This window comes from Variovorax sp. PBL-H6, from assembly GCF_901827155.1.
In the GTDB taxonomy this organism is placed as follows: Bacteria; Pseudomonadota; Gammaproteobacteria; order Burkholderiales; family Burkholderiaceae_C; genus Variovorax.
This window is the reverse complement of the sequence record NZ_LR594659.1, coordinates 5,584,403-5,609,813: the sequence shown is the minus strand read 5'-3', so window position 1 is coordinate 5,609,813 and position 25,411 is coordinate 5,584,403. Positions and strand designations below refer to the sequence as shown.

Here is a 25,411-nt window from a genome sequence, read left to right as displayed (position 1 = left end):
CGACTTCAGCGATGACTCCGTCTCTCCGATGCGCATTGATTTGCACGGCCGCAGTGCTGAGTGCCTGCGCGCTCGCACCGGGTGTGGACTTCAGTGGGACTGTCGCAGGGCCGTCCGCGAGTTCAGGTTCCCCGTCCACCGATGCTGCAGACCTGCCGCCGCCCGGAGCATTGCAAAGCATCACACCCGAACTGCTCCGCAATCAACGCGCTGCTCAGGCGACAGCGGTTAGCGCACATGTCAAGCGCCTGTTCGGTATCGCACAGCCGTACCGTATCGGCAGCGGTGACATCTTGAACATCGTCGTTTGGGACCACCCCGACCTGGTGCTCGCGCCTGCGGGTTCCCTCACCACCGACGCCATCACTGGCTCTCCCGTCAGCAACGGCTACAACGTGGCGCCGGACGGGACGATCCAGTTTCCCTATGTGGGCAGTTTCAAGGTCGCTGGACTCACTGAAACAGAGGTGCGCGACCGCCTGATCACACGTCTGGCCAAGTACTTCAGCGAGCCGAAGGTCACGGCCCGCATCCAGTCCTACCGGGCCGGCCGAGTGTATGTCGATGGTGAGGTGCGCGCGCCAGGCCTGCAGGCCATCAACGACATCCCGATGACTTTGCCGGAGGCAATCCATCGGGCCGGGGGTTTCACGGCCGAGGCCGATCGCTCCTCCCTCAGCGTCTCACGCGGCGGCGCTACGACCGTGATCGACCTGCCGCGGCTGACGGCTCTGGGGGTCAACCCGACCGACATCCTCCTTGTCGCCGGCGACCTGGTGCGGGTGCTCAGCCGCGAGGATGCGAAGGTCTATGTGATGGGTGAGGTTACGCGCCCCGTCGCCCAGCCGCTGCGCAACGGACGACTCACGCTCAACCAGGCGCTCGGCGAAGCGGGCGGTGTCAGCACCACGACAGGGAATCCGCGGCAGATCTATGTGGTGCGGGCCGCTGCAGCCGGCGCGCCGGAGATCTTTCACCTTGATGCGAGTGCCCCGGTGGCCTACGCGTTGGCGGAGGGCTTCGAACTCAAGGCGCGCGACGTCGTATATGTCGATCCCGTGCCTCTCGTGCGCTGGAACCGCGTCATCAGTCTGATCCTTCCGAGTGCGCAGGTGGTCAACGTGGCCAACAACGTCAAATGACGCGACACATCCTCATCCTGTGCTCGGGCAACATTTGCCGTAGCCCGGTTGCCGCGGCGCTGCTGGCGCATGAGCTTCCCGGAAAGACGATCAGATCGGCGGGCCTTGCCGCTCCGGTCGGTGCGCCAGCCGATCCCTTGGCGATCGAGTTCGCGGCAGCACGGGGGCTCGATCTTTCCGTTCATCGCGCCCAGCTCGTGACCTTTGCGATGTGCCGGGCCGCCGACCTCGTGCTGGTGATGGAGCAACGCCATGCCGCCGAGCTCAGGCGGCGATATCCCCAGGTATGGGGAAAGGTGTTCAGGCTGGGCGAGGCAGCCGGCTCCGACATCGCTGATCCGTACCGCAAATCCCGCAAAACCTTCGAAGCAGCCTGTATCGACGTCGCCGCCGGCGTCACCGCGTGGGTACGGCGCATCCGAGAGCTGGATTGCAGCCGCGGTCTGCCACGACAGCCCGTCGTCCATTGCGAATGAACACCCCTGCTCCCATCACCGGAAACGCGCCGCTGCTATCGCGGCCGAAAGACGAGATCAGCCTGCTCGAGCTGCTTGACGTGGTTCTCGACAACCGTTGGCTCATCGCAGCTGTGACCGTGCTGGGTCTCCTCTTCGGCGTGGCTTATGCGTTGCTCGCCACGCCCGTCTTTCGAGCCAGCACCATGGTGCAGGTGGAAGAAAGCAAGGGTGGCGCTGGCACGTTGCTAGGCGACGCTGCCAGCCTGTTCGATATCCGCTCTCCCGCCTCGGCCGAGATGCAGATCCTTCGCTCGCGCCTGGTGCTCGGGCAGACGGTGGAAAACCTGGGACTCGACGTGGAGGTGAGCCCGAAATATCTGCCGATCTTCGGATCCTGGCTGGCGCGTCATGCAAGCGAGCCATCCGACCCCGGCTTCCTGATGTTGGCGGGCTATGTGAGCGGCAACGAGTCGTTGCGGGTTGACCGCTTCGAGGTGCCCGAGGCGCTGGAAGGCGAGCGCTTTCGTGTGCGACTGACTGCGCAAGGCTACGAGCTGCTGTCGCCTGACAACGAGCGTTTGGGCGCGCAGCGAATCGGGCAGCCGCTGGCGTTTTCGATGGTCGGCGAGCAAGGCCTGTTGCTGGTGAGCGCTGCACAGGGCAAGCCGGGCGCTGAATTCGACCTCACGCGCCATGTCCGCCTGGAGATCATCGAACAGCTCCAAAAGGACCTCGTGATCGCGGAAGAGGGCAAGCAGTCCGGCGTGATCCGGGTCAGTCTCGAAGGTAGAGATTCCCGCGAGATTGCCCGCGTGCTCAATGAGATCGGCACGCTCTACGTGCGGCAGAACGTAGAGCGCAAGGTCGCCGAGGCGGAAAAGTCGTTGGGCTTTCTGAGCACCTTCCTGCCCGAATTGCGCAAGCAGTTGGAGGCGGCCGAGACCAAGTTCAGCCAGTTCCGAAATCGCAACAATAGCTTCGACCTGGACACCGAGGGAAAGCTGATCCTTGAGGAGGCGGTCAAGCTGCAGGCGGGTGTAGTCGAACTGCAGCAGAAGCGCAACGAATTGCGCGCGCGCTACACCGCGGAGCACTACAGCATTCGTACGATCGATGCGCAGATCGCCGGTCTCCAACGCGAGTTGGCTGAAGTGAACAAGCGTATCAAGACGCTCCCCGACGTAGAGCAGGAACTTCTGCGCCTCACGCGAGACGTGAAGGTCAACAGCGAGCTATACCTGAAGCTGCTCGACAACGCGCAGCAGCTGCGGCTGGTGAAGGAGGGCAAGGTCGCAAATGTGCGCATCGTGGATGCGGCCGCTTCGCCGAGAAAGCCGGCGAAGCCCTTGCGCGCTCTGTCGGTCCTGCTTGCAGCCACTCTTGGCCTGATGGGTGGCTTCGCATTGGCCTTCGTGCGCAGCAGCTTGCGGCCCGGCCTCAAGGACCCGGCCGAGATCGAGCAACGCACCGGACTGCATGTATTTGCTACCGTGCCGCATTCCGATGCGCAGGCGAAGCTCGTGCGTGAAGCCAGCAAATCCGTCACCAGGCGTCCGATGCTCGCCACGGCGAATCCCCAGGACGCGGTGGTGGAAAGCCTTCGAAGTTTCCGAACGGCGCTGCAGTTCACCATGCTGGACTCAGCCGTCAACATCATCCTGATCAGCGGCCCGACGCCGGGAGTCGGCAAGTCCTTTGTGAGCGCAAATCTGGCGGCCGTCCTTGGCGCAGCCGACAAGAAGGTCCTGCTGATCGACGGTGATTTGCGTAAGGGTCGTTTGAACCACGACATCGGCGTAAATCGCAAGGAAGGCTTGAGCGAAGTTATCAGCGGCAGCTTGCCGTGGGACAAGGCGGTGCATCGTGAGATAGCGCCCAACGTGGATTTCCTTTCGACCGGGGTGTTGCCGCCGAATGCGGCCGAACTGCTGATGAAGCCTTCGGTCCAGGCATTTCTGCAACAGGCCGCCAGGCACTACGACTGGGTCATCGTCGATACACCGCCGGTCCTGGCAGCGTCCGATACCGCCATTCTCGCGCCGATGGCCGGCGCAATCTTTCTGGTGGCGCGAGCCGATGCAAGCAGTGCAGGCGAGCTGCAGGAATCGGCAAAGCGACTGCTTGGTGCCGGCGCCACGGTCAACGGGGTGATCTTCAACGACCTCGATACGACCAGGCGCCGGTACGGGGGTTCGAAATTCGGGGCGTACCGCTATGTCAACTATCAATACTGATACAGCCCATGTTCACAGACACGCAAAGTCCGCAGCCTGTCGCCCAGCGGGAATCGAGGAAATGATGAGACATGTACGGGATGAAGTGTTCGATGTGGCCTGCGGGGCGCGCCAAGGTGCCGGTAAGAGCGCGGTCGTCGAAACGGCGCAGTCGCTGATCGCCGAGAGCGAAGCGATCGCCATCGTCGGCCTGGGCTATGTGGGCCTGCCGCTTGCCGTCGAATTCGGCAAGGTGCGCACAGTGATTGGATTCGACATCGCTACATCGCGCATTGCAGAGCTGCAGTCCGGCAAGGACGCGACGCTGGAAGTCGGCCCCAACGAAATGCGCGCCGCGAGCAAACTTCGGTTCAGTAGTTGCGTCAAGGACATCGCGGGGTGCCGCGTCTACATCATCACGGTGCCCACGCCTGTGGACCTTGCGAACCGGCCCGACCTCAGCGCCTTGATCGCTGCCACCGAGACCGTGGCCCGTGTCATGTCGAGTGGTGCGATCGTCATCTACGAGTCGACTGTGTTTCCCGGTGCGACCGAGGAGGTGTGCGTGCCGGCGCTGGAGAGAGTGTCGGGCAAGAAGTTCAATGTCGACTTCTTTTGTGGCTACAGCCCGGAGCGCATCAATCCGGGCGACAAGGAGCGCCGCCTGTCCACCATCAAGAAGGTGACCAGTGGCAGCACGCCCGAGGTGGCAGATGCAGTTGACCGGCTGTACGGCCAGATCATCAGCGCCGGAACTCACATGGCCAGCAGTATCAAGGTGGCCGAGGCCGCGAAGGTGATCGAGAACACCCAGCGAGATCTGAACATCGCCCTCATGAACGAGCTGAGTCTCATCTTCCGCAAGCTCGGGATCGACACGTTGGAGGTCCTGCAGGCTGCAGGCACCAAATGGAACTTTCTGCCGTTCCGGCCGGGATTGGTCGGGGGGCACTGCATAGGCGTGGACCCCTACTACTTGACGCACAAGGCGGAGCAGGTGGGCTACCACCCCCAGGTGATCCTGGCTGGTCGCCGTATCAACGACCACATGGCCGTCCATGTGGCCGACGAAGTCGTCAAGCTCATGCTGCGCAAGAACCTTCCAGTGCTGAACAGCAAGGTGCTGGTGCTGGGCCTGAGCTTTAAGGAGAACTGTCCGGACGTGCGCAATACCAAGGTGATCGACATCGTTCGAACCCTCCAGGGCTACAACATGCAGGTGAGCGTATTCGATCCGTGGATCGACGTGGTCGAGGCGGAGCAGGAGCATGGTCTGCGTTGTTTGAGTGAGATACCTGCTCCGGGCCAATACTCCGCCGTGGTGCTGGCAGTGAGCCATCGCCAGTTCATCGCGCTCGGAGAAGCCGGCGTCAGGGCGCTGGGCCAACCCGGTGCCGTGTTGTTCGATGTAAAGGGTGTCCTTCCGGCAGGCGTTGCCGACGGACGACTTTGAGAGGGCGAGGCATAGGATGGCCGGCTCCTCAGGCTCGAGCGCGTACGAGCGCCTGCAGCAGCGCCTCATTGCGCAGCCTCGCACTTGGCTCGTCACGGGTGTGGCCGGCTTCATCGGCAGCAACCTGCTGGAGAGCTTGCTCAGGCTCGAACAGCGCGTGGTGGGCCTGGACAACTTCACCACCGGCCACCAGCGCAACCTCCGTGAAGTGGAAACCTCGGTCCTTTCCCGGCAGTGGAACAACTTCAGCTTGCTGGAGGGAGATATCCGAAATCCGGACGACTGTCGACGGGCATGCGAGGGCGTGCAGCATGTCCTGCACCAGGCCGCGCTGGGCAGCGTTCCACGCAGCCTGGCAGATCCTGTGGCGACGAACGCCGTTAACGTCACCGGCTTCCTGAACATGCTCGACGCGGCGCGCCAGGCGCAAGTCAAGAGCTTCGTCTATGCCGCCAGCAGCAGCACCTACGGTGACCATCCGCAACTGCCAAAGGTGGAGGACGTCATCGGCAAACCACTGAGCCCCTATGCCGTCACGAAATTCGTGAACGAGCTCTACGCCGATGTGTTCTACAGGTGCTACGGTTTCAGCACGGTCGGCCTGCGGTACTTCAACGTGTTCGGCAAACGCCAGGATCCGAATGGCGCCTATGCCGCCGTGATTCCCAGATGGACCGCGGCGCTCGTTCGTGGCGAGCCGGTGTACATCAATGGGGACGGCGAAACAAGCCGCGATTTTTGCTACGTCGTCAATGCTGTCCAGGCCAATCTGCTGGCCGCGACAACGGAAGACCCGGCAGCGAAGAACCAGATCTACAACGTGGCCGTGGGTGCTCGCACTACCTTGAACTCGTTGTTCGCCCTCCTGTGCAAGAACCTGGGCGAACTCGGTCTCTCTCCTCATGCTCGGCCGCTCTATCGCGACTTCCGCGCGGGTGACGTACGCCACAGCCTCGCCGATATTTCAAAAGCCCGAAACTTATTGAGCTACGAGCCGACCCACACCGTCGCGCGGGGTCTGCCTGAGGCTATTCAGTGGTACCTGGCATGCGAATGATGATGTGGGCCGTGCGTCCTTGGAGAGGGTGGCCCTTCACCGACCATCGCGTCCGTGCAGAAGCAAGGCACTGAGCATGCGTTTGTCGAATGTCGCCTGGAACGCCGGTGGCCTGCTGCTCCCCTTGGCCGTCGCAGCGCTCACCGTTCCTCAAATGCTCGAACGACTGGGTCATGAGCGGTTCGGCCTGCTGACGCTCGCTTGGGGACTGATCGGGTATGCCGGCGCCATGGATCTCGGAATTGGCCGGGCCCTGACTCAGAGGGTCGCCGGGCTGCGCGGCATGGGGGAGTTCGGCAGCATCCCCGACGTGCTGGCAACTGCGGGGCGAATCACGCTATTCGCCGGCCTCTTGGGCGGCATCTTGATCGCCTTGGCCGCAGCGCTGGGAGTAGGCGCCTGGGTCCGTACCGACAGCACACCGACCGGCGAAATCAGGGACGCGATCCTGCTGCTAGCGATCGCCCTGCCTGCACAAGCCATGACGGCCACGTACCGAGGCATGAATGAAGGCTTCCTGAAGTTCAAAGAGATCAGCCTTCTGCGCGCGGGATTGGGCGTCATCAATTTTGGTGGCCCCTATCTTGTGTCTCTCTTGACGACGCAATTGCCGTGGCTCGTTTCGACGCTCGTTGTCAGTCGTTGGCTCGCACTCGTCGTATTTCGCCACCTGGCCATCGGATGCCTGGAGTCCGGTGGGGGTGTGAAACGGCATGGAGCTTATTCGAACCGCGTTGCCGCGTCTCTCTTTTCCTTTGGCGCCTGGGTCACCCTGAGCGGCGTCGTGAGTCCGATATTGGTTCAGGCAGATCGGTTCCTCATTGCTTCAGCTATCTCGGCGGCGGCGGTGTCCATCTATGTCTTGCCCTACGAGGTGGTGGTCCAAAGCCTGGTCCTGGCGGGGGCGGTGTCATCTGTCATGTTTCCTGGATTGAGCCAGCTCATTCGAGAGAAGCCAGATCAATGGCCTTCCTATTTCAAGAAATGGCTGTGGAGGATTGCCGTGACAATGGCCATCGTCTGTTCCGCTCTATTACTCCTATTGCCCAAGTTCTTGTCGCTCTGGATCAAGGACGATCTGAGGCCCGAGTCCGTCGTAATAGGCCAGGTGTTGTGCATCGGCGTTTTTGCCAACGCCATCGGTTCGATGTTCTACGCATTGCTCCACGCAAAAGGGCGAGCAGATATCACCGCTAAACTGCACCTTGCGGAATTGCCGATATTTATCGGTTTCCTGACCTTCATGGTCGTCTCACACGGCGTCATCGGCGCGGCATGGGCGTGGGTCGGCCGCATGGTACTGGACGCAGGATTGCTGGCGGGATTTGCGAGGTTCGGGCGTGCTTGAGGCATTGTTGTTTTTGACGGCTGCCGGTCTGGCGCTGGCGTGCGATCGACGCCTCGGATTTGGAAATCCATTTCAAATCTATTTTTTGGTGTGGCTTTCAATCCTCGCCGCATACTATCTTTTTCGCGCCACCTTTGTCCCCGTCCCGGCTGAATACCTGCTGCTGATTTTAACGGCTAAAGCGTTGGCACTGCTGTTACTGCTGGTGGTTCGCACTAGATCATCAAGTCAAGCATGCGCCGACGGGTGTCCGCATTTCGGTATTCGGACGCACCTGCTTGCCGTCGCTCAGGTGCTGGTCTGTCTGGCAGCGCCGTTGACCTACCTGCGCGCGAGAGAGCTTGCCGGCGGGGCGGACATTTTTACGGTAGTTGGATATATCACCCTCCGATCCGCGATGACGGAGGGCGGTGGGCAAATTGGATTTCTGGCCTATTTCTCAATACTGTCCTATGCAGTGACTTCGCTCACTGTGCTTGCATGCAAGAACCATGCGGCGAGCCTGTCTCGGTTGATGATCTCGGCGGCAGTAAGCTTGTTCTATGTCTATGTGAGCACTGGAAGAACCCATGTTCTGCTTTTGTTTTCCTTGACGTTGATGCCGCTGATCATGCTTGAGGTTGTTCGACTGAAGGGGCTGTTGATTGCATTCTTTTTCACAGGTGCAAGTTTCGTTCTTATTGCGACCATGACCGCTAAAGGAATTTCCGTGGATGCGGAATTTTCGGAAAATGCAGCTTCGCTTGCTGAAAACCTGAGGGCGTACACAGTAGCCCCTTTCGTGGCAATGTCGGAACTCATGCAGGCCGACCGCCCGATGGAGTGGGGTGCAAACACGTTCCGGTTTCTCATCTCTGTCTTGTATGCTGTGGGAGGGAGCGAAATGCCGCCTCCTGCGCTGATTCGGGACTATGTGCTTGTTCCGGATCCGACCAACGTCTATACCGTTTACGACGTCTATTTTCGTGACTTTTCCTATGTCGGAATCTTGATTCCGCCATTGCTTCTGACACTTCATTGGTGGCTGTATAGCCGGGCGCGTACGGTTGGAGGAAAGTGGGTGTTTTATTACGCGGGTTCGGTATACCCGCTTGCAACTCAATTTTTCCAGGACCAATACTTCTCTCTGTTGTCAATTTGGATTCAAATAGGGTTCTGGTTTTGGATATTCCTTGTGCCCGACAACAACTTGCAGGAAGACTTGCGGCCTAGCTATGCTTGATATTGTATTGGTCAACTGGAATTCCGGGCGCCAACTTCTGGATGCTGTTCTCAGCATTGTCAACTATCATGCAGGGCTGGTTACCAACGTGGTCGTCGTGGATAATAATTCGACCGACGGATCATTGGAGGCACTAAAGGAGCAATTGCATGCCCTTCCTTTTTGCCTGCAGTTTGTTGAGAATCGCGTGAATGAAGGGTTTGGCGCGGCGTGCAACCGAGGCGCTCGGCTATGCAATGGGGACTATTTGCTTTTTCTCAATCCCGATGCAAAGCTGTTTGTCGGTTCTCTGGCGGCGCCGCTGGCCTATATCCAAAGCGCCGAGAACAGTAATGTTGGCATCTGCGGCGTGCAGCTCTTGAATGAGCGGCAGGTCGTGGCTCGCAGCTGTGCCCGGTTTCCGAGCGCGGCCGCCTTTGTGGCGGAGGCTGTCGGGCTGAGCAAATTTCCCGGACTTCACTCGCTCGGCCATCACATGACCGAATGGCGCCATACCAGCACGCGTCAGGTGGACCATGTCATCGGCGCTTTTTATCTTATTCGACGGCACTTGTTCGACTCCCTGAGCGGCTTCGACGAGCGATTTTTTGTCTACCTGGAAGATCTGGATCTTTCGCTTCGGGCCCGTCGAGCAGGCTGGCGCTGTGTCTACTACGTCGGGGCCCAGGCTTTTCATGCCGGCGGCGGTACTTCACGGCAGGTCAAGGCGACACGCCTCTTCTACTCGCTACGCAGCCGCCTGCTCTACGGCTTCAAGCACTTCTCTCCGCCGCAAGCATGGACCGTGGTGGGTGTGACTTTGCTGCTGGAGCCTGTTCCCCGCCTCTTTTGGTCTCTCTTGCGGGGAAGCGCGGGCGATGCGCGCGACACCCTGCGCGGGTATGTCATGTTGTGGCGGGCGTTGCCGAGACTTCTCGGCTCCGAGCGGCGATGAATGTTCTTCTGCTCACTCGATATGGGCGCATGGGTGCGTCTTCCCGACTGCGCACGTTGCAGTATGTGCCGTGGCTCGAAGCGGCGGGCATGACCTGCACGGTGCAGGCGCTTTTCTCGGACGAAATGCTTCAGGCCAAGTACCAGGCTGGTGGGTATCGGCTCTCAGCGGTGCTGTCGGCGTATGGGGCTCGCCTGAAGGTGCTCCTCGAGCGGCACGAATTCGATCTTGTATGGATCGAGAAAGAAGCCTTGCCATGGTTGCCGGCCTGGGCCGAGCGCCTCTTGCTGCGTGGCACACCGTATGTACTCGATTTCGACGATGCGATTTTCCACAACTACGACAACCATCGGTCCCCGATCGTCCGGCGTTTACTGGGGCGTCGCATCGACCGATTGATGAACGGCGCGCGGCTGGTGATCGGCGGCAACGAGTACCTGGCTCGCCGCGCGCGCGAAGCGGGCGCCCGATGGGTGGAAACGATGTCCACTGTGGTCGATCTGGAGCGCTACGTGGTCCCGGACCCTGCATGCGGCACTCACCCGCGGTTCGTATGGGTGGGCTCGCCCTCGACAGCCCGCTATCTGGAGGACCTCAGGCAGCCATTGACCGAATTGGCAAGTCGCTGCGCCTACACGCTGAGGGTCATCGGCAGCAATGTCGATCTGCCAGGCGTCAGCGTCGAGTGCGTGACATGGACGGAAGCGACGGAGGTCAAGGCAATTGCCGAATGCGACATCGGCCTGATGCCGCTGGCCGATACGCCGTGGGAGAAGGGCAAATGCGGGTACAAGTTGATCCAGTACATGGCCTGTGGGCTGCCAGTGGTCGCATCGCCCATCGGCGTCAACAGCGCCCTCGTGCAGGAGGGGGAGAACGGCTATCTTGCGGCGTCGCCCGACGAGTGGGTTAGTGCGCTCTGGCGAATGATCAACGACGCCGCCATCCGCAGGTCAATGGGTGCGGCCGGCCGACAGCGCGTCGAATCTCAACACTGTCTTCAACGTACTGCACCTCGCCTTTGCGACATGCTGTTCGGCGCCGCAGGCTATGGGGGGGTGTCTGCATGAAGCTGGTCGGCGAACGGCACACGAAGCATCTGCTGTTTATCGTGTCCGAGGATTGGTACTTCGTGTCGCATCGCCTGCATCTGGCGGTGCGTGCCGCGCGTGACGGTTATCGGGTGGGCGTGCTGTGCCGGGTGTCCAGTCATCGGGCGTTTCTCGAAGAGATCGGCCTCGAGGTGTTCGCCTGGACGCTGCAGCGGCGGTCGAGGAATCCTCTGGCCGAGTGGCGCGCCGTGTGCGAAGTGCGCGCAGTGCTGCGCAGCTTCCAGCCGGATCTCGTCCACGCCGTAGCGCTGAAGCCTGTCCTCTACAGCGCGCTTGCCGCGTTGGGGCGACCCTGCGGCAAGGTGTTCGCGCTTGGAGGATTGGGGTTCGTGTTCTCGTCGCGCCAACTGTTGGCTCGGACTCTGCGGCCCGTAATCGCGATGGCACTTCGCATGGCGTTTCGCGGGGCATTGAGTCGACTGATCTTGCAGAACCCGGACGATGCCGCGCTGTTGTTGCAGGCCACGTCGATTGCGCCTGAGAAGGTGCGTCTGATCAGAGGCGCTGGAGTCGACGTGGCAGCATTCGCCGTCACCACGGAACCGCAGGGCAAGGTACTGGTGGTACTTCCGGCCCGCATGCTTTGGGACAAGGGCGTTGGTGAGTTCGTCCAGGCTGCGCGCATCTTGCGCGAGCGCGGCGTCGACGCCCGTTTTGCCCTGGTTGGAGATCGCGACGAGCACAATCCCGCATGCGTGCCGCTTCACAGCTTGCGCGCTTGGGAGGCTGAAGGCATTGTCGAATGCTGGGGGCACTGCCAAGACATGCCCGCCATCCTGGCTCAGGCACACATCGTTTGCCTGCCTTCTCACCGCGAAGGTTTGCCCAAGGTCCTACTCGAAGCAGCCAGTTGTGCAAGGCCGATCGTTGCCTTCGATGTCCCGGGATGCCGTGAAACCGTAGTGCCCGGCAGCAATGGGCTGCTGGTGCCACTGGGCGATGTCGCAGCGTTGGCAGACGCAATTGAAGCGCTGGTGGCGGACGCCCCGTTGCGACGAAGGATGGGGGCGCAAGGTCGCCTGATGGCGGAGCGGCAGTTCTCGCAGGAACGCGTTGCGGATCAGACGATGCATGTATGGCGCGAGGTGGCAGCGTGAAGATCCTGGTGACAGGAGCGACTGGCTTCGTAGGTGGCGCACTCGTGCGACGCCTCGTAGCTCACGAATCACCGCACCTCCTGCGTGTCGACGTGGCACTAAGGCGGCCGGAAAGGGCCTTGCCTGCGGGTGCGGCGCAGCACCTGGTGGGCGATCTTTCCGGCGATACGAACTGGCAAGAGGCCATTGAAGGGGTCTCAATCGTTGTGCATTGCGCAGCGCGCGCGCATGTGGTCGGTCCAGCCGGCGATTCTCTGGCTGCATTCCGCGCGGTGAATGTCGACGGGACGCTGCATCTTGCTCGCTGCGCAGCCGCCGCGGGTGTGAAGCGCTTCATCTTTCTCAGCTCGATCAAGGTCCACGGTGAGGCGACAGTCGCAGGATCACCGTTGCGGCACGACGATGCGTGCCATCCGAAAGATGCCTACGGTTTGAGCAAGCTCGAGGCCGAGACGGGGTTGCGCAGGCTTACGCAAGGCACGGGAATGGAGCTGGTGGTCATCCGACCCCCATTGGTGTACGGCCCAGGCGTCAGGGCGAACTTTGCGGCGCTGATGAATTGGGTACGGCGCGGTTGGCCATTGCCGCTGGCTGCCGTCCACAACCGTCGCAGCCTGGTTGGGATCGACAACCTGGTCGATCTGATCGTCACCTGTCTGACGCACGACGCTGCCCCTGGACAGGTGCTTCTCGTCTCTGACGGCGAGGATGTTTCGACGACCCAGTTGCTGCGCCGCATGGGAAGCGCCATGGGACGGCCCGCGCGCCTGTTTCCCATGCCCTGCACTTGGTTGACGTTGGCTGCCGCGATGGTCGGCCGATCGGATATCGCACAGCGTCTTTTGGGTTCTCTGCAAGTGGACGACAGTCGAACGCGCGAACTTTTGGACTGGCGCCCTCCGCTGAGTCTGGATGAGGGGCTCAAGAGGGCAGCAGGGGTGCTGGCGTGAAGCGAGTGGTCGATCTGTCGTTGGCCGTCACTGCTGCCGTGGTGTTGGCCGTGCCGCTGTTGTTGCTGGCGCTCCTGGTTCGTTGGACCTCGAAAGGACCGGCCTTGTACTGGTCGGATCGCGTGGGGCGCCATAACAGGCTATTCAGGATGCCCAAGTTCCGCAGCATGCGAGTCGGCACGCCCGCCGTGGCCACGCACATGTTGAGTGACGCGACAAAACATCTCACTCCGATCGGGAGCTTCCTGCGCCGAAGCAGCATCGACGAGTTGCCTCAGCTGTGGAGCATTCTGAAGGGTGACATGAGCTTCGTCGGTCCCCGTCCCGCGTTGTTCAACCAGGGGGACCTCATTGAACAGCGTGCCCAGTACGGAGTCCATGAATTGATGCCTGGTCTCACAGGGTGGGCACAGGTGAATGGTCGGGACGAGCTCCCGATTCCGCAGAAGGTGGCCCTCGATGTCGAATACCTGCAACGACGGTCGGTCTGGTTTGACCTCCGAATAATCTGGATTACGGGGCACAAGGTCCTCAAGCGCGACGGGGTGCGTCACTGATGAAATACCTGTCGACCTATGAACAGATGCGGCGCGCTGCTTTCTGGGGCTGTGCACTTGCGATTCTGATCCTGTCGCTCATGCCCCCTGTGCCCAAGATGCCGACAACCGGGTGGGACAAGAGCAACCACATGCTCGCATTTGCCGTGCTCATGTTGCTCGGCCGCTGCGCCTATCCGGGTCGCATGGCATTCCTTGCATGCGGCCTCCTGGCTTACGGCGCTCTGATCGAGCTGCTGCAATCGCTCACGCCCGCCCGCTTTGCCGAGTGGGGGGATCTGCTGGCAGACGCCCTCGGACTCATCGCCGGCTGGGCTCTCGGCCAGATGATGGCCTGGCTCATCGCCAGGCGACTTGCATCGAGGTCGAGCGATGAATGAGCACACCAAATTCCTGACACGGGCCGCGGCCCCCTTGCTGGCGCTGCCCCGCTTCGCCAAGCGTGCGCTGGTACTGGGGATGGACGCCTGCCTCTGCGTGTTCACGGTCTGGCTCGCACTTTCGCTGCGGTTCGATACATGGGTGGTCCTGTCCAACCGCTACACATGGGCTGTCGGGGTCTCTCTCTCGCTGGCCCTGCCGCTGTTCGTCAAGTTCGGCCTGTATCGCGCCATCTTCCGCTACAGCGGGTGGCCAGCCGTCGCGGCGGTCACGAAGGCGGTGGCGATCTACGCCGCTGGCTACGGCCTGGTGTTCGCGGCGATCGGCGTGCCGGGTGTGCCGCGCACGATCGGCCTGATCCAGCCGCTGCTGCTGCTGCTGGCAGTGAGCGCGTCGCGTCTTCTTGCCCGTGGCTGGCTGGGCGGGATCTATCAAGGGCTGCTGAGCAAGCGGGAACTCCCCCGAGTGCTGATCTACGGCGCAGGCGATGCCGGGCGCAAGCTCGCCCAGGCCCTGTCGGCCACCAGCGAGCTGCGCCTGCTGGGCTTCCTCGACGACGGCAAGCACCTGCAAGGCGGCCTGATCCATGGGCTGCCCGTCCACGACCCCGCAACGCTGAAAACGCAGGTATCCGCGCTGCGCATCAGCGACATCTTTCTGGCGATCCCATCGGTCTCGCGCCAGCGGCGTCACGAGATCCTGGAGCAGGTACGGCAGGCCAGGGTTTCGGTGCGCACGCTGCCGGGCCTGATGGAGCTCGCCCAGGGCAAGGTCCAGGTGAGCGATCTTCGTGAACTGGACGTCGAAGACCTGCTGGGGCGCAACGCCGTCGCACCCCATCCTCTCCTGCTCGGCAAGAACATCCGCGGCAAGGTGGTGCTGGTGACGGGTGCCGGTGGCTCCATCGGCAGCGAGCTGTGCCGCCAGATCCTCAAGGGCGGCGTCGCCACGCTGCTGCTGGTTGAGCGCTCGGAGTTCGCGCTCTACACGGTCCACGGCGAACTGCTGCGAGGACTGGAAGACAGCGGCGGGGACGCGCCGCGGATCGTGCCCTTGCTCGCCTCGGTGGCGGACGCGCGCCGCATGCGCGAGATCATGGCGGCCTGGCATCCGCATACCGTCTACCATGCCGCGGCCTACAAGCACGTGCCGCTGGTGGAGCACAACCCTGCCGAGGGGGTTCGCAACAACGTCTTCGGTACGCTGATCACGGCTGGCGCTGCGGCCGCGCACGGCGTCCGGGATTTCGTGCTCATCAGCACGGACAAGGCCGTGCGGCCCACCAACATCATGGGCTGCAGCAAGCGCTTGGCCGAGATGGGCCTGCAGGCACTGGCCGAGCAGGCATCGCGCCGGCCCAAGGGCACGCGCTTCTCGATGGTGCGCTTCGGCAACGTGCTGGACTCTTCGGGCTCCGTGGTGCCGCTGTTCCGACAGCAGATCCGCAATGGCGGCCCCATCACGCTGACGCACCTCGACATCACCCGCTACTTCATGACCATTCCCGAGGCGGCCCAACTGGTCATCCAGGCCGGTGCCATGGCCACTGGCGGCGAGGTGTTCGTGCTGGACATGGGCGAGCCGATCAGGATTGCGGATCTTGCCCGCCGCATGGTCGAACTCTCCGGGATGACCGTGCGGGATGCCGGCAACCCGGCGGGAGACATCGAGATCCGGGTGGTCGGCCTGCGCCCCGGCGAGAAGCTCTACGAAGAGCTGCTGATCGGCGACAACCCGCTGCCCACGCCGCATTCCCGGATTCTCAAGGCGCGGGATGACTTCCTGCCGTGGGGTCAACTGTCTCCGCAGCTGGAGCGGCTGAAGGCTGCCCTCGAGATCAACGACGCGCCTTCAATCCGGCAGCAGCTGCAGCAAATGGTCCTCGGCTATCGGCCGCGGGGCGAGGTGGTGGACTGGGTCCACCTCGAGCAACGCGCGGAGCTCGCCGTCGCAGGTCTTTGAGCCGAGCGCCCGGCCTTGCTCAGGCCAGCAACCTGTCCACGATCAGCTGCCAATGCACCGCGTCGACCGGCGTGATCGAGAGCCGATTGCCCCTGCGCAGCACCACCATGTCGGCCAACTCGGGCGTCGCGCGCATCTCCGGCAGCCCCAGCAGCCGGGTCTTGCGAAGCGCCTGCACGTCCAGCAGCAGCCAGCGCGGATGCTCAGGCTTCGATGCTGGGTCGTAATAGGGCGATTCGGGGTCGAACTGCGTCGGATCGGGCCGCGTGCCGGAGGCCACGCGCGCAATGCCCACGATGCCCGGCTGCGCGCAGCTCGAGTGATAGAACAGCACGCCGTCGCCGGCCTGCATCTCGTCGCGCATCAGATTGCGCGCCTGCCAGCCGCGCACGCCGGTCCACGGGACGGTGGCGTTGGGCGCGGCCAGCGCGTCGTCGATCGAGCAATCGTCGGGTTCGGACTTCATCAACCAGAACTTGGACATGGCGGCATCTGCTTCGGTGGATGGCAACAGCACGACCTTTTATCAGAACCCGGAAATGGCCTGCGCCAGCACGATCATCGTGATCGCGCCATGATGCGCGACCATGGTGCCCTTCTCCATCCTCGACCTTTCCCCCATTACCGAAGGCAGCGACGCCGCGCAGTCCTTCCGCAACTCCCTCGGCTTGGCGCAGCACGGGGAGAAGCTGGGCTACCGACGCTATTGGCTGGCCGAGCACCATGGCATGCCCGGCATCGCGAGCGCGGCCACGGCCGTGCTGCTGGCCCATATCGGCGCCGGCACCTCCACCATCCGCATCGGCGCCGGCGGCGTGATGCTGCCCAACCATTCACCGCTGGTGATCGCCGAGCAGTTCGGCACGCTGGAGTCGCTCTATCCGGGCCGCATCGACCTTGGGCTGGGTCGGGCACCGGGCTCGGACCAACGCACCTCGCGGGCCTTGCGGCGCGACCTGCAATCCGATGCAGACCAGTTCCCGCAGGACGTGGTCGAGTTGATGGACTTCATGTCCAAGGACCCGCAGCAGTCCGTGCGGGCGGTGCCGGGCGCTGGGCTGGAGGTGCCGGTGTGGATCCTCGGCTCGAGCACCTTCGGCGCGCAGCTCGCTGCGCACCTGGGCCTGCCCTATGCCTTCGCCTCGCATTTCGCGCCGCAGCAGCTGATGCAAGCCGTCCGCATCTACCGCGACACCTTCAAGCCCTCCAAGCAGCTCGCACGGCCTCATGTGATGCTGGGCTTCAACGTGTTCGCGGCAGAGACAGACGAGGAAGCCGAGTTCCGCTCCAGCTCCTGGCAGCAGGCCTTCGTCAACCTGCGCAGCGGCCGACCGGGCCAACTGCCGCCTCCGGTGGAGAACTATCGCGCGCGTATCGGGCCGGCGGAGAACGCGCTGCTCGACTCGGTGCTGTCCTGTGCGGCGGTGGGGTCGAAGGAGACGGTGCGCTCAGGCGTGAAGGCCTTCATCGAGCGGACGGGAGCCGACGAGTTGATGATCACCTCGCAGGTGTTCGATCACGAAGCGCGCTTGAGGTCCTACGAGATCCTCGCCGGGGTCCGGGATTGATTCCCTCTCCCTTGTGAGAGGGCGGGGGTGGGGCACTCGGCGGTTGTTGAAGCGCTGCATCTGAGCGAAGGTCCGGTGCCCTCGGTCCAACCCTCTCCCGGACGGAGAGGGAGCAAGTCCAAGGGAAAGTCAGTTCAGCGCGGCAGCGCGCTTGGAGGCGGGGGTCTTGCGTGGTGCTTTCGGTACTGCAGCGCGCACGGCGTTCGCTGTCACCTTTTTCTTCGCCACCACCTTCGGTGACGCCCGCTTCTTCGCGGGAGCCTTCGACACAACGGCAGCAACCGGCATCTCGACGGGCGCGGCCGCAGCAGCCTGCGCCGCGTTCTCCACGATCAGCCCGAACAGCTTCTTGTGCTCGGCCACCACATAGTCACCCAGGTCTGTCACATCCGGCACCGCGCGGCGGCAGGCGGTGAGGCCGAAATCGAGCGCGCCGTTGTAGCTCTGCACCGTCATGTTCAGCGCGAGCCCGTGGCCCGGGATCGAAACCGGGAAGTAGGACGCGACCTTGGCACCCGCGAAATAGAGTGCGAAGGAAGGCCCCGGCACGTTGGAGATCGCCACGTTGGCGACCGGCGGCAGCTTGTCAGGCAACCCTGAGCGGCCGTAGAGCGACGCCAGGCCCGACATCAGCGAGGGCACGCCCAGCGAGGGGAAATCGGTCGGAATCGCGGCTTTGACATTGCCGGTGAGCTTCTTGCCCTCGCTCGAAGATTCGTGGATCGCCGCGAGGCGCTCCAGCGGATCGGCGATGTCCGTGGCCAGGCTCACCAGCATCACCGAGACCTGGTTGTTGAGGTCGGTGTTGCCCTCGCTGCGCAGCGACACCGGCACGGCTGCGATCAGCGGCTTGGCCGGCTTGCAGCCGTAGTCAGCCAGGTAGCGGCGCAGCGCGCCTGCGCAGATCGCCAGCACGATGTCGTTGAGGCTGGTGCCGGTGGCCTTCGACATCTGCTTGACTTCCGCCAGCGGGACCGAGCGCGCGGCAAAGGAGCGCTGGTTGGTGATCGAAACGTTGAGCGGCGTGCGCGGCGCGGTGCGCAATGCTTTGGGCAGCTCGAACTTGCGCTGGCCGGTCCCTTCCGACACCGGCATCAGCACGTTGCCGATGGCCTTGGCGGTGGCCGGGATCGACTGGATCAGCTTCACGTACTGCTGCACCGCGTTGCTCAGCGCGGCCGTGGCCAGCTCGGCCATGCCGAGCTGCGACGCATCGGGCCGGCGCGTCACGCGCGGGGCCTTCACCGGCGCCGGCGTATCGGAGATGTCGAACAGCGCCTTGGCTACCGCCACACCAGCCTGGCCGTCGATCGCGGCATGGTGCATCTTGCTGTAGAGCGCCACCTGGCCGGTCTGCAAACCCTCGATGATGTGCATCTCCCACAGCGGGCGGCTGCGGTCCAGCAGCGAGGAATGCAGCCGCCCCACGAGGCGCTCCAGCTGCGCCAGGGTACCGGGCCTCGGCATGATCACGTGATGGATATGGTGGTCCAGGTCCAGGTCGTCGTCGTCCACCCACACCGGGTTGGCCAGGTCGAAAGGCATCATCGCCAGCTTGCGCACGAACACTGCGGCGAGGTGCAGGCGCCCGCTGAGGTACTTCTTGGCATCCTCGGCGAAATCGCCGTCGTAGCCGGGCGGAAGGTCGATCAGATGCAGGCTTCCGACGTGCATCGGCGATTCGGGGGTTTCGAGGTGCAGGAACGAAGCGTCCATGCCGCTGAGATGATCCATGCGTGTCTCCTTGGCGGACGCCTCGGCGCCCGCCGGCGTTGTTGTGCTTCCGATCGGCGTTGCAGTGTGAACCTTGGCGCCGCTTCTTTCAACTGGGAGGACCTGCAGAGGCGGCCCGCGTTGCGCGACCCGTGATTACCCGCGCACCGGCAACGGCATGTCCGGGCTGGGACAATCGCGGCCCATGGACAAGCAGCGCATCGTGGTGGGCCTGAGCGGCGGAGTCGACTCCGCGGTCACGGCGCACCTGCTCAAGCAGCAGGGCCATGAGGTGATCGGCATCTTCATGAAGAACTGGGAGGACGACGACGACAGCGAATATTGTTCGTCGAACATCGACTTCATCGATGCCGCCAGCGTGGCTGACGTGCTGGGCATCGAAATCGAGCACGTCAACTTCGCGGCCGACTACAAGGACCGTGTCTTCGCCGAATTCCTGCGCGAGTACCAGGCCGGCCGTACCCCCAACCCGGACGTGCTGTGCAATGCCGAGATCAAGTTCAAGGCTTTCCTTGATCATGCGATGCGTCTTGGCGCGGAAAAGATTGCCACCGGTCACTATGCGCGCGTGCGCTTCAATGCCGCGAGCGGCCGGTACGAGCTGCTCAAGGGCCTCGATCCGGCGAAGGACCAGAGCTATTTCCTGCACCGTTTGAACCAGCAGCAGCTGGCGAAGACGATGTTCCCTGTCGGCGAGCTGCACAAGACAGAAGTACGCCGCATCGCCGATGACATCGGGCTGCCCAACGCCAGGAAGAAGGACTCGACCGGCATCTGCTTCATCGGCGAGCGACCGTTCCGGGAATTCCTCAACCGCTACATCTCGAAGGAACCGGGCCCGATCCGGGACGAGCAAGGCAGGCGCATCGGCGAGCACCAGGGCCTGAGCTTCTACACCCTTGGCCAGCGCCAGGGCTTGGGCATCGGTGGCCTCAAGCCCAAAGGCGCGCAGCGGGGCGCCGGCGAGCATGCGCCCTGGTTCGTTGCGCGCAAGGACATCGAAAAGAACACGCTGTGGGTGGTGCAGGGCCACGACCATCCCTGGCTGCAGTCGCCTGCGCTGGACGCCGACGATGCGAGCTGGGTTGCCGGCGTGGCGCCGTCCGCGGGCGTCTATGCGGCGAAGTCGCGCTACCGGCAAGCCGATGCCGGCTGCACGCTGGTCGAGGGCGCCAATGGGGCGTTCCGTCTTGCCTTTGCCGAGCCCCAATGGGCGGTAACGCCGGGGCAGTCGGCCGTGCTCTACGACCGCGAGGTTTGCCTGGGCGGCGGGGTCATCTCGCGGGCCGGCTGACCTTCATCGGAATTCTGGCTGCCTGCTCTGCTGCGAGTCGCTGCTGGAGCGGCGATGCGCCGCTCAGTCGTCGCCGCCGCCGTTCACGGACGGGTGGACGTGGATGAGATCCAGCGGATAGCGGCGCCCCGCCAGATAGTCGTCCACGCATTGCAACAGCAGCGGGCTGCGATGCCGCTCGCGGTTCGCTCGCAGCTCCTCGGCCGTCAGCCACAAGGTGCGCACGATGCCGTGGTCCAGCGCGCGGCCCGGGTCGAGAGGCCCCAGCGTGCCGCAGAAGGCGAAGCGCATGTAGGTGGTGTCCTCGCCGCGGGCGCTGCGCTGGCGCGACATGTAGATGCCCACCAGCGCAGTCGGGGTGAAGCGGTGCGCGGTTTCTTCCAGCGTCTCGCGCGCGCAGCCTTCGGCCGGCGACTCGCCGGGGTCCAGGTGGCCTGCAGGCGAGTTCAACCGCAGGCCATCGCTCGTCTCTTCCTCGACCACGAGGAAGCGGCCGGCCCGCTCGATCACCGCCGCGACGGTGACGTTGGGCTTCCAGCGAAACGCCATCAGCGCACCATCAGCGCAATACGTAGCCCGAGAAGCGCCAGACCCGGTCGTCGCCCAGCTGGAAGGTCACCAGCTCGCGCACGGTGGCGTTCGCCTTGTTGGCAAAGCGGGTCTCGTATTCGATGCTCACGTATTGGCCGGCGAGCTCCTGGTTGCTTTCGGCGACCACCTGCCGGTTGATGGCGACCCAGGTGCGTTGCTGCGCGGCGCCCAGCGGGGTGCGTGCCTTGGCGACCTGGTTCACGAAGTCGTCGCGGCTCACGCGCTTGCGGGCCGCCGGCGTGGCGCCGTCCCAGAGTTCGCCGGTCTTGTTCTGGTCGATCATCTGGATCGCCTGCAGGCCGCCGCGGACCAGGTCGCTCGGTTCCGCATCCTGTGCACTGGCGATCTGCAGCCAGCCACCGAGCAGGACAACTGCCAGAAGGGTTCGGAACATCTGTTTCATCGCGGCTTCACTCCTTGGTTGATCATTCTGCTGCCCCCGCCGTGGGATACGGCGACTCGGCCTCGCCGCCGGCGAAGTACTCCAGCCGGTAGCCCAGGCCGTAGACGGAGGCCAGGATCATGCCGTTGGCGGGGCGCAGATCCAGCTGGGCACGCAGCCGCGACACATGCGTGTCGAGCGAACGCGAACCGGTTTCGAGCCCTTTCCCCCACACGGTCAGCATCAGGTACTCGCGCGGCAGCAGTCGACCGATATTGCGAAAGAGAAGCAACGCGAGGTCGTACTCGCGCTGTTTCAACCGCACCGGTTCCCCGCGCAGGCGGATCGTACCGGTGAGCGGGGAGAAGTGATAGGGCCCGTAGTCCAGCTCTCTTTCGAAACGCGTGGGATATGCACGGCGCAGCAGGGCGTGCACGCGCGCCTGCAGTTCGGCACTGCCCAGGGGCTTGATCATGAAGTCGTCGGCGCCGGCCAGCAGAGCCGAGGTCAGTCGGGCCTTGTGCTCGGGGCCCGCCGTGAGGAGCAGCGGCAGCCGGTTGCCGAAGCGCTCGCGCAGGCGCCGGACCATTGCGATTCCTGCGACTTCAGGGGGGCGCCAGCCAAGCACCAGCAGGTCGTATCGCTGCGCGCGCAGCCCGCGCAGCAAAGACTTGCCGCTGGCATAGCCGTGGCACTCGTAACCGCTGATCGCCATCATGCGCTGGATCGATTCGATCTCGCGCGGCTCATCGTCGAGCATCGCTATTCGCATAGCTTCCCCCTGAAGATTCTTGTTCCACGCTGCCGGCCATTCTGGGCGCCGGTCGAGCGCGGATCGCACTGTACAGGATGCGGGTGCCGAATTGAAAGCAGGTGTGCGTGCATGGCGACGGCGCACCAGCAGGTCCGCGCACCCCGGCGACAGTGCGGGTGCCGTGCGGCTGTCATCTTCATGTAAGCTCGGCGCGAATTCCAACGTTCCCCGAGGAGATCCCCATGCTGCTAGGCGTGCCGGCCGAGACTGTGCCCGGCGAAACCCGAGTGGCCGTCACATCGGAGACGGCCAGGAAGCTTGTTGCGCAGGGGCACACGGTGCGCGTGCAGTCCGGCGCTGGCGTTGCTGCGTCCATCACCGATGCTGCCTACCAGGGCGCTGGAGCCGAGATCACCGATGCCCCCGGCGCCTTTGCCTGCGAGCTCGTCCTCAAGGTGCGCTCCCCCTCCGGGGCCGAGGTTGCACTCATGAAGCCCGGCACCGTCGTCGTGGGCATGCTCAACCCCTTCGATCCCGAGGGCCTGCAAAGGCTCGCTGCCGGCGGCCTCACCGCCTTCGCCCTCGAAGCCGCCCCCCGCACCACCCGCGCCCAGAGCATGGACGTGCTCTCCTCCCAGGCCAACATCGCCGGCTACAAGGCCGTCATCATCGCCGCCGACAGGTACCAGCGCTTCTTCCCCATGCTCATGACCGCCGCCGGCACCGTCAAGGCCGCCCGCGTCGTCATCCTCGGCGTCGGCGTTGCCGGCCTGCAGGCCATCGCCACCGCCAAGCGCCTGGGCGCCGTCATCGAGGCCTCCGACGTGCGCCCCTCCGTCAAGGAGCAGGTCGAGTCCCTGGGCGCCAAGTTCATCGATGTCTCCTACGACACCGATGAAGAGAAGGAAGCTGCCCAGGGCGTCGGCGGCTACGCCAAGCCCATGCCCCAGAGCTGGCTCGACCGGCAGAAGATCGAAGTGGCCAAGCGCGTCGCCCAGGCCGACATCGTCATCACCACCGCGCTCATCCCCGGCCGCCCCGCCCCCGTGCTCGTCACCGAGGACATGGTCAAGGCCATGAAGCCCGGCAGCGTCGTCGTCGACCTCGCCGCCCCCAAGGCGGCAACTGCCCCCTGACCGAGCCCGGGCGCACCGTCGTCAAGCACGGCGTCACGCTCGTGGGCGAGACCAACCTGCCCGCCCTCGTGGCCGCCGACGCCTCCTCGCTCTACGCGCGCAACGTCCTCGACTTCCTCAAGCTCGTGCTCCCCAAGGAGGGCGGCTTCAAGATCGACCTCGAAGACGACATCGTCGCCGCCTGCCTCATGAGCAGGGACGGCCAAGTGACCCGCAAGTAAGAACGAGGAAGCACAGCCCATGGACCCCGTCTCCCACACCGTCATCAACCTGATCATCTTCGTGCTCGCCATCTACGTGGGCTACCACGTCGTCTGGACCGTCACCCCCGCGCTGCACACCCCCCTGATGGCCGTGACCAACGCCATCTCCGCCATCGTCATCGTCGGCGCCATGCTCGCAGCCGCCCTCACCACCAGCTGGCTGGGCAAGGGCATGGGCGTGCTGGCCGTGGCGCTCGCCGCGGTCAACGTCTTCGGCGGCTTCCTCGTCACCCGGCGCATGCTCGAGATGTTCAGGAAGAAGGACAAGAAGGCCGCCCCCGCAGCCGCCAAGGCGGGGGGCCACTGACCATGTCGATGAACATCGTCACCCTGCTGTACCTGGTCGCCAGCGTCTGCTTCATCCAGGCCCTCAAGGGCCTGAGCCATCCCACCACCTCCATCCGCGGCAACCTCTTCGGCATGGCGGGCATGACCATCGCCATCCTCACCACCGCCGCGCTGATCGTGCAGCTCGCCGGCGGCAAGGGCCAGGGCATGGCCTGGGTGCTGCTGGGCCTGGTCGTGGGCGGCGGCTACGGCGCCTGGCGCGCCAAGACCGTCGAGATGACCCAGATGCCCGAGCTGGTGGCCTTCTTCCACAGCATGATCGGCCTGGCGGCCGTCTTCATCGCAGTGGCCGCCGTGGTCGAGCCCTGGGCCTTCGGCATCACGCCGCCTCCGGTCGCCGCGGTCCTCGGCGCCAACACCCCCGAAGGCGCGTACCTGGTCGACGGCTTCGCGCGCTTCGCCATTCCCGCGGGCAACCGCCTCGAGCTCTTCCTGGGTGCCGCCATCGGTGCCATCACCTTCAGCGGCTCCGTCATCGCCTTCGGCAAGCTCTCGGGCAAGTACAAGTTCCGCCTGTTCCAGGGCGCACCGGTGCAGTTCAAGGGCCAGCACATGCTCAACCTGGTGCTCGGGCTGCTGACCATCGGGCTCGGGCTGGTCTACATGGCCACCGAGAGCTGGAGCGCCTTCTTCCTGATGCTGCTGCTGGCCTTCGTGATGGGCGTGCTGATCATCATCCCGATCGGCGGGGCGGACATGCCGGTGGTGGTCTCGATGCTCAACAGCTACTCGGGCTGGGCGGCCGCGGGCATCGGCTTCAGCTTGAACAACGCGATGCTCATCGTGGCCGGCTCGTTGGTGGGCAGCTCCGGCGCGATCCTGAGCTACATCATGTGCAAGGCGATGAACCGCTCGTTCTTCAACGTGATCCTGGGCGGCTTCGGCGGCGAGGCGACGGCTGCCACCGGCGCAGCCAAGGAGCAGCGCCCGGTCAAGAGCGGCAGTGCGGACGATGCGGCCTACATGCTCTCCAACGCCGAGACGGTGATCATCGTGCCGGGCTACGGCCTGGCGGTGGCGCGTGCGCAGCACGCGGTCAACGAGCTGGCGCAAAAGCTCACCGAGAAGGGCGTGACGGTGAAGTACGCGATCCACCCGGTGGCCGGGCGCATGCCGGGGCACATGAACGTGCTGCTGGCCGAGGCCGAGGTGCCCTACGACCAGGTGTTCGAGATGGAGGACATCAACGGCGAGTTCGCGCAGGCCGACGTGGCGATCATCCTGGGGGCCAACGACGTGGTGAACCCTGCTGCGCTCACCAAGGGCACGCCGATCTACGGCATGCCGATCCTGGAGGCGTACAAGGCCAAGACGGTGATCGTGAACAAGCGCTCGATGGCCGCGGGTTATGCCGGGCTGGACAACGAGCTGTTCTACATGGACAAGACCATGATGGTCTTCGGCGACGCCAAGAAGGTGGTCGAGGACATGGGCAAGGCGATCGAGTAAGAGTGG

General features: G+C 63.9%; 23 protein-coding genes and 1 pseudogene. 19 read left to right on the top strand and 5 right to left on the bottom strand.

Translation table 11 applies throughout. The annotated features are described in order from the left end of the window. Nucleotides 1–170: 170 nt before the first annotated feature. From G3W89_RS26445 to G3W89_RS26380, 14 genes are all read left to right on the top strand, one after another. A complete protein-coding gene (locus G3W89_RS26445; protein WP_232076762.1) occupies nucleotides 171–1,142 on the top strand; it encodes a polysaccharide biosynthesis/export family protein in 972 nt (323 codons plus the stop codon). Continuing rightward, nucleotides 1,139–1,618: a low molecular weight protein-tyrosine-phosphatase gene (locus tag G3W89_RS26440; RefSeq protein ID WP_162576928.1), complete on the top strand. Its 480-nt coding sequence runs from the start codon at nucleotides 1,139–1,141 to the stop codon at nucleotides 1,616–1,618. The genes G3W89_RS26445 and G3W89_RS26440 overlap by 4 nt, the downstream gene beginning before the upstream one ends. Beyond that, nucleotides 1,615–3,834 carry a polysaccharide biosynthesis tyrosine autokinase gene (locus G3W89_RS26435; protein WP_162576927.1) on the top strand — a complete coding sequence of 740 codons (2,220 nt, stop codon included), beginning with the start codon at nucleotides 1,615–1,617 and terminating at the stop codon, nucleotides 3,832–3,834. The genes G3W89_RS26440 and G3W89_RS26435 overlap by 4 nt, the downstream gene beginning before the upstream one ends. A gap of 61 nt (nucleotides 3,835–3,895) precedes the next feature. Further along, complete coding sequence (locus G3W89_RS26430; protein WP_232076761.1) at nucleotides 3,896–5,266, top strand: nucleotide sugar dehydrogenase; 1,371 nt, start codon at nucleotides 3,896–3,898, stop codon at nucleotides 5,264–5,266. Between the two features lie 16 nt (nucleotides 5,267–5,282). Next, nucleotides 5,283–6,323, top strand: a complete 1,041-nt coding sequence (locus tag G3W89_RS26425) for an NAD-dependent epimerase/dehydratase family protein (RefSeq protein WP_162576926.1) — start codon at nucleotides 5,283–5,285, stop codon at nucleotides 6,321–6,323. A 76-nt stretch (nucleotides 6,324–6,399) separates the two neighbouring features. Beyond that, nucleotides 6,400–7,671: an oligosaccharide flippase family protein gene (locus tag G3W89_RS26420; protein WP_162576925.1), complete on the top strand. Its 1,272-nt coding sequence runs from the start codon at nucleotides 6,400–6,402 to the stop codon at nucleotides 7,669–7,671. After that, nucleotides 7,664–8,893, top strand: coding sequence for an O-antigen polymerase (locus G3W89_RS26415; protein WP_162576924.1), 1,230 nt, complete (start codon nucleotides 7,664–7,666; stop codon nucleotides 8,891–8,893). Before G3W89_RS26420 ends, G3W89_RS26415 begins: the two co-directional genes overlap by 8 nt. Further along, the gene (locus G3W89_RS26410; RefSeq protein ID WP_162576923.1) at nucleotides 8,886–9,827 is read left to right on the top strand and encodes a glycosyltransferase; all 942 of its coding nucleotides are present in this window, start codon (nucleotides 8,886–8,888) and stop codon (nucleotides 9,825–9,827) included. The genes G3W89_RS26415 and G3W89_RS26410 overlap by 8 nt, the downstream gene beginning before the upstream one ends. Further along, the gene (locus G3W89_RS26405) at nucleotides 9,824–10,897 is read left to right on the top strand and encodes a glycosyltransferase family 4 protein (RefSeq protein WP_162576922.1); all 1,074 of its coding nucleotides are present in this window, start codon (nucleotides 9,824–9,826) and stop codon (nucleotides 10,895–10,897) included. The genes G3W89_RS26410 and G3W89_RS26405 overlap by 4 nt, the downstream gene beginning before the upstream one ends. Continuing rightward, on the top strand, nucleotides 10,894–12,036 hold the full coding sequence (locus tag G3W89_RS26400) for a glycosyltransferase family 4 protein (protein ID WP_162576921.1): 1,143 nt from the start codon (nucleotides 10,894–10,896) through the stop codon (nucleotides 12,034–12,036). Before G3W89_RS26405 ends, G3W89_RS26400 begins: the two co-directional genes overlap by 4 nt. After that, entirely contained in the window at nucleotides 12,015–12,986 is a 972-nt protein-coding gene (locus G3W89_RS26395) for a UDP-glucose 4-epimerase family protein (protein ID WP_162576920.1), read from the top strand. The genes G3W89_RS26400 and G3W89_RS26395 overlap by 22 nt, the downstream gene beginning before the upstream one ends. After that, entirely contained in the window at nucleotides 12,983–13,543 is a 561-nt protein-coding gene (locus G3W89_RS26390) for a sugar transferase (RefSeq protein WP_162576919.1), read from the top strand. The genes G3W89_RS26395 and G3W89_RS26390 overlap by 4 nt, the downstream gene beginning before the upstream one ends. Next, the gene (locus tag G3W89_RS26385) at nucleotides 13,543–13,923 is read left to right on the top strand and encodes a VanZ family protein (protein ID WP_162576918.1); all 381 of its coding nucleotides are present in this window, start codon (nucleotides 13,543–13,545) and stop codon (nucleotides 13,921–13,923) included. The genes G3W89_RS26390 and G3W89_RS26385 overlap by 1 nt, the downstream gene beginning before the upstream one ends. Further along, nucleotides 13,916–15,886, top strand: a complete 1,971-nt coding sequence (locus G3W89_RS26380) for a polysaccharide biosynthesis protein (RefSeq protein WP_162576917.1) — start codon at nucleotides 13,916–13,918, stop codon at nucleotides 15,884–15,886. Before G3W89_RS26385 ends, G3W89_RS26380 begins: the two co-directional genes overlap by 8 nt. Nucleotides 15,887–15,905: 19 nt before the next feature. Here the strand turns inward: G3W89_RS26380 and G3W89_RS26375 are convergent, their stop codons facing one another. Further along, nucleotides 15,906–16,370, bottom strand: a complete 465-nt coding sequence (locus tag G3W89_RS26375) for an EVE domain-containing protein (RefSeq protein ID WP_162576916.1) — start codon at nucleotides 16,368–16,370, stop codon at nucleotides 15,906–15,908. A 103-nt stretch (nucleotides 16,371–16,473) separates the two neighbouring features. Here G3W89_RS26375 and G3W89_RS26370 point away from each other — a divergent pair, with 103 nt between their 5' ends. After that, on the top strand, nucleotides 16,474–17,454 hold the full coding sequence (locus G3W89_RS26370; protein ID WP_162576915.1) for an LLM class flavin-dependent oxidoreductase: 981 nt from the start codon (nucleotides 16,474–16,476) through the stop codon (nucleotides 17,452–17,454). A gap of 129 nt (nucleotides 17,455–17,583) precedes the next feature. Here G3W89_RS26370 and G3W89_RS26365 read toward each other — a convergent pair whose 3' ends face one another. After that, nucleotides 17,584–19,188 carry a WS/DGAT/MGAT family O-acyltransferase gene (locus tag G3W89_RS26365; RefSeq protein ID WP_162576914.1) on the bottom strand — a complete coding sequence of 535 codons (1,605 nt, stop codon included), beginning with the start codon at nucleotides 19,186–19,188 and terminating at the stop codon, nucleotides 17,584–17,586. Nucleotides 19,189–19,372: 184 nt separating this feature from the next. On the opposite strand from G3W89_RS26365, the gene mnmA reads away from it, so the two are divergent. Next, entirely contained in the window at nucleotides 19,373–20,482 is a 1,110-nt protein-coding gene (mnmA, locus tag G3W89_RS26360; RefSeq protein WP_162576913.1) for a tRNA 2-thiouridine(34) synthase MnmA, read from the top strand. A 63-nt stretch (nucleotides 20,483–20,545) separates the two neighbouring features. Here the strand turns inward: mnmA and G3W89_RS26355 are convergent, their stop codons facing one another. Genes G3W89_RS26355 through G3W89_RS26345 form a run of 3 tightly spaced genes read right to left on the bottom strand, consistent with a single transcriptional unit; the run spans nucleotide 20,546 to nucleotide 22,215 of the window. Beyond that, complete coding sequence (locus tag G3W89_RS26355; protein WP_174258292.1) at nucleotides 20,546–21,031, bottom strand: NUDIX hydrolase; 486 nt, start codon at nucleotides 21,029–21,031, stop codon at nucleotides 20,546–20,548. Nucleotides 21,032–21,041: 10 nt separating this feature from the next. After that, complete coding sequence (locus G3W89_RS26350; RefSeq protein WP_162576912.1) at nucleotides 21,042–21,476, bottom strand: DUF4019 domain-containing protein; 435 nt, start codon at nucleotides 21,474–21,476, stop codon at nucleotides 21,042–21,044. Nucleotides 21,477–21,498: 22 nt separating this feature from the next. Further along, the gene (locus G3W89_RS26345) at nucleotides 21,499–22,215 is read right to left on the bottom strand and encodes a response regulator transcription factor (protein WP_232076760.1); all 717 of its coding nucleotides are present in this window, start codon (nucleotides 22,213–22,215) and stop codon (nucleotides 21,499–21,501) included. 236 nt (nucleotides 22,216–22,451) lie between these two features. Here G3W89_RS26345 and G3W89_RS26340 point away from each other — a divergent pair. From G3W89_RS26340 to G3W89_RS26330, 3 genes and pseudogenes are all read left to right on the top strand, one after another. Then, nucleotides 22,452–23,566, top strand: a pseudogene (locus G3W89_RS26340) (Re/Si-specific NAD(P)(+) transhydrogenase subunit alpha). A 19-nt stretch (nucleotides 23,567–23,585) separates the two neighbouring features. After that, complete coding sequence (locus G3W89_RS26335; RefSeq protein WP_162576910.1) at nucleotides 23,586–23,915, top strand: proton-translocating transhydrogenase family protein; 330 nt, start codon at nucleotides 23,586–23,588, stop codon at nucleotides 23,913–23,915. A 2-nt stretch (nucleotides 23,916–23,917) separates the two neighbouring features. After that, nucleotides 23,918–25,405, top strand: coding sequence for an NAD(P)(+) transhydrogenase (Re/Si-specific) subunit beta (locus tag G3W89_RS26330; protein WP_162572621.1), 1,488 nt, complete (start codon nucleotides 23,918–23,920; stop codon nucleotides 25,403–25,405). Nucleotides 25,406–25,411: the final 6 nt, after the last annotated feature.

Bases quoted from the DNA above. Each gene is read 5' to 3' on its own strand.
- G3W89_RS26330 (WP_162572621.1), top strand. From the start codon at position 23,918: ATGTCGATGAACATCGTCACCCTGCTGTACCTGGTCGCCAGCGTCTGC.
- G3W89_RS26370 (WP_162576915.1), top strand. From the start codon at position 16,474: ATGGTGCCCTTCTCCATCCTCGACCTTTCCCCCATTACCGAAGGCAGC.
- G3W89_RS26365 (WP_162576914.1), bottom strand. From the start codon at position 19,188: ATGGATCATCTCAGCGGCATGGACGCTTCGTTCCTGCACCTCGAAACC.
- G3W89_RS26430 (WP_232076761.1), top strand. From the start codon at position 3,896: ATGATGAGACATGTACGGGATGAAGTGTTCGATGTGGCCTGCGGGGCG.
- G3W89_RS26420 (WP_162576925.1), top strand. From the start codon at position 6,400: ATGCGTTTGTCGAATGTCGCCTGGAACGCCGGTGGCCTGCTGCTCCCC.
- G3W89_RS26405 (WP_162576922.1), top strand. From the start codon at position 9,824: ATGAATGTTCTTCTGCTCACTCGATATGGGCGCATGGGTGCGTCTTCC.
- G3W89_RS26335 (WP_162576910.1), top strand. From the start codon at position 23,586: ATGGACCCCGTCTCCCACACCGTCATCAACCTGATCATCTTCGTGCTC.
- G3W89_RS26385 (WP_162576918.1), top strand. From the start codon at position 13,543: ATGAAATACCTGTCGACCTATGAACAGATGCGGCGCGCTGCTTTCTGG.
- G3W89_RS26400 (WP_162576921.1), top strand. From the start codon at position 10,894: ATGAAGCTGGTCGGCGAACGGCACACGAAGCATCTGCTGTTTATCGTG.
- G3W89_RS26395 (WP_162576920.1), top strand. From the start codon at position 12,015: ATGGCGCGAGGTGGCAGCGTGAAGATCCTGGTGACAGGAGCGACTGGC.
- G3W89_RS26380 (WP_162576917.1), top strand. From the start codon at position 13,916: ATGAATGAGCACACCAAATTCCTGACACGGGCCGCGGCCCCCTTGCTG.
- G3W89_RS26375 (WP_162576916.1), bottom strand. From the start codon at position 16,370: ATGTCCAAGTTCTGGTTGATGAAGTCCGAACCCGACGATTGCTCGATC.
- G3W89_RS26345 (WP_232076760.1), bottom strand. From the start codon at position 22,215: ATGCTCGACGATGAGCCGCGCGAGATCGAATCGATCCAGCGCATGATG.
- G3W89_RS26440 (WP_162576928.1), top strand. From the start codon at position 1,139: ATGACGCGACACATCCTCATCCTGTGCTCGGGCAACATTTGCCGTAGC.
- G3W89_RS26435 (WP_162576927.1), top strand. From the start codon at position 1,615: ATGAACACCCCTGCTCCCATCACCGGAAACGCGCCGCTGCTATCGCGG.
- G3W89_RS26410 (WP_162576923.1), top strand. From the start codon at position 8,886: ATGCTTGATATTGTATTGGTCAACTGGAATTCCGGGCGCCAACTTCTG.
- G3W89_RS26425 (WP_162576926.1), top strand. From the start codon at position 5,283: ATGGCCGGCTCCTCAGGCTCGAGCGCGTACGAGCGCCTGCAGCAGCGC.
- G3W89_RS26350 (WP_162576912.1), bottom strand. From the start codon at position 21,476: ATGAAACAGATGTTCCGAACCCTTCTGGCAGTTGTCCTGCTCGGTGGC.
- mnmA (WP_162576913.1), top strand. From the start codon at position 19,373: ATGGACAAGCAGCGCATCGTGGTGGGCCTGAGCGGCGGAGTCGACTCC.
- G3W89_RS26355 (WP_174258292.1), bottom strand. From the start codon at position 21,031: ATGGCGTTTCGCTGGAAGCCCAACGTCACCGTCGCGGCGGTGATCGAG.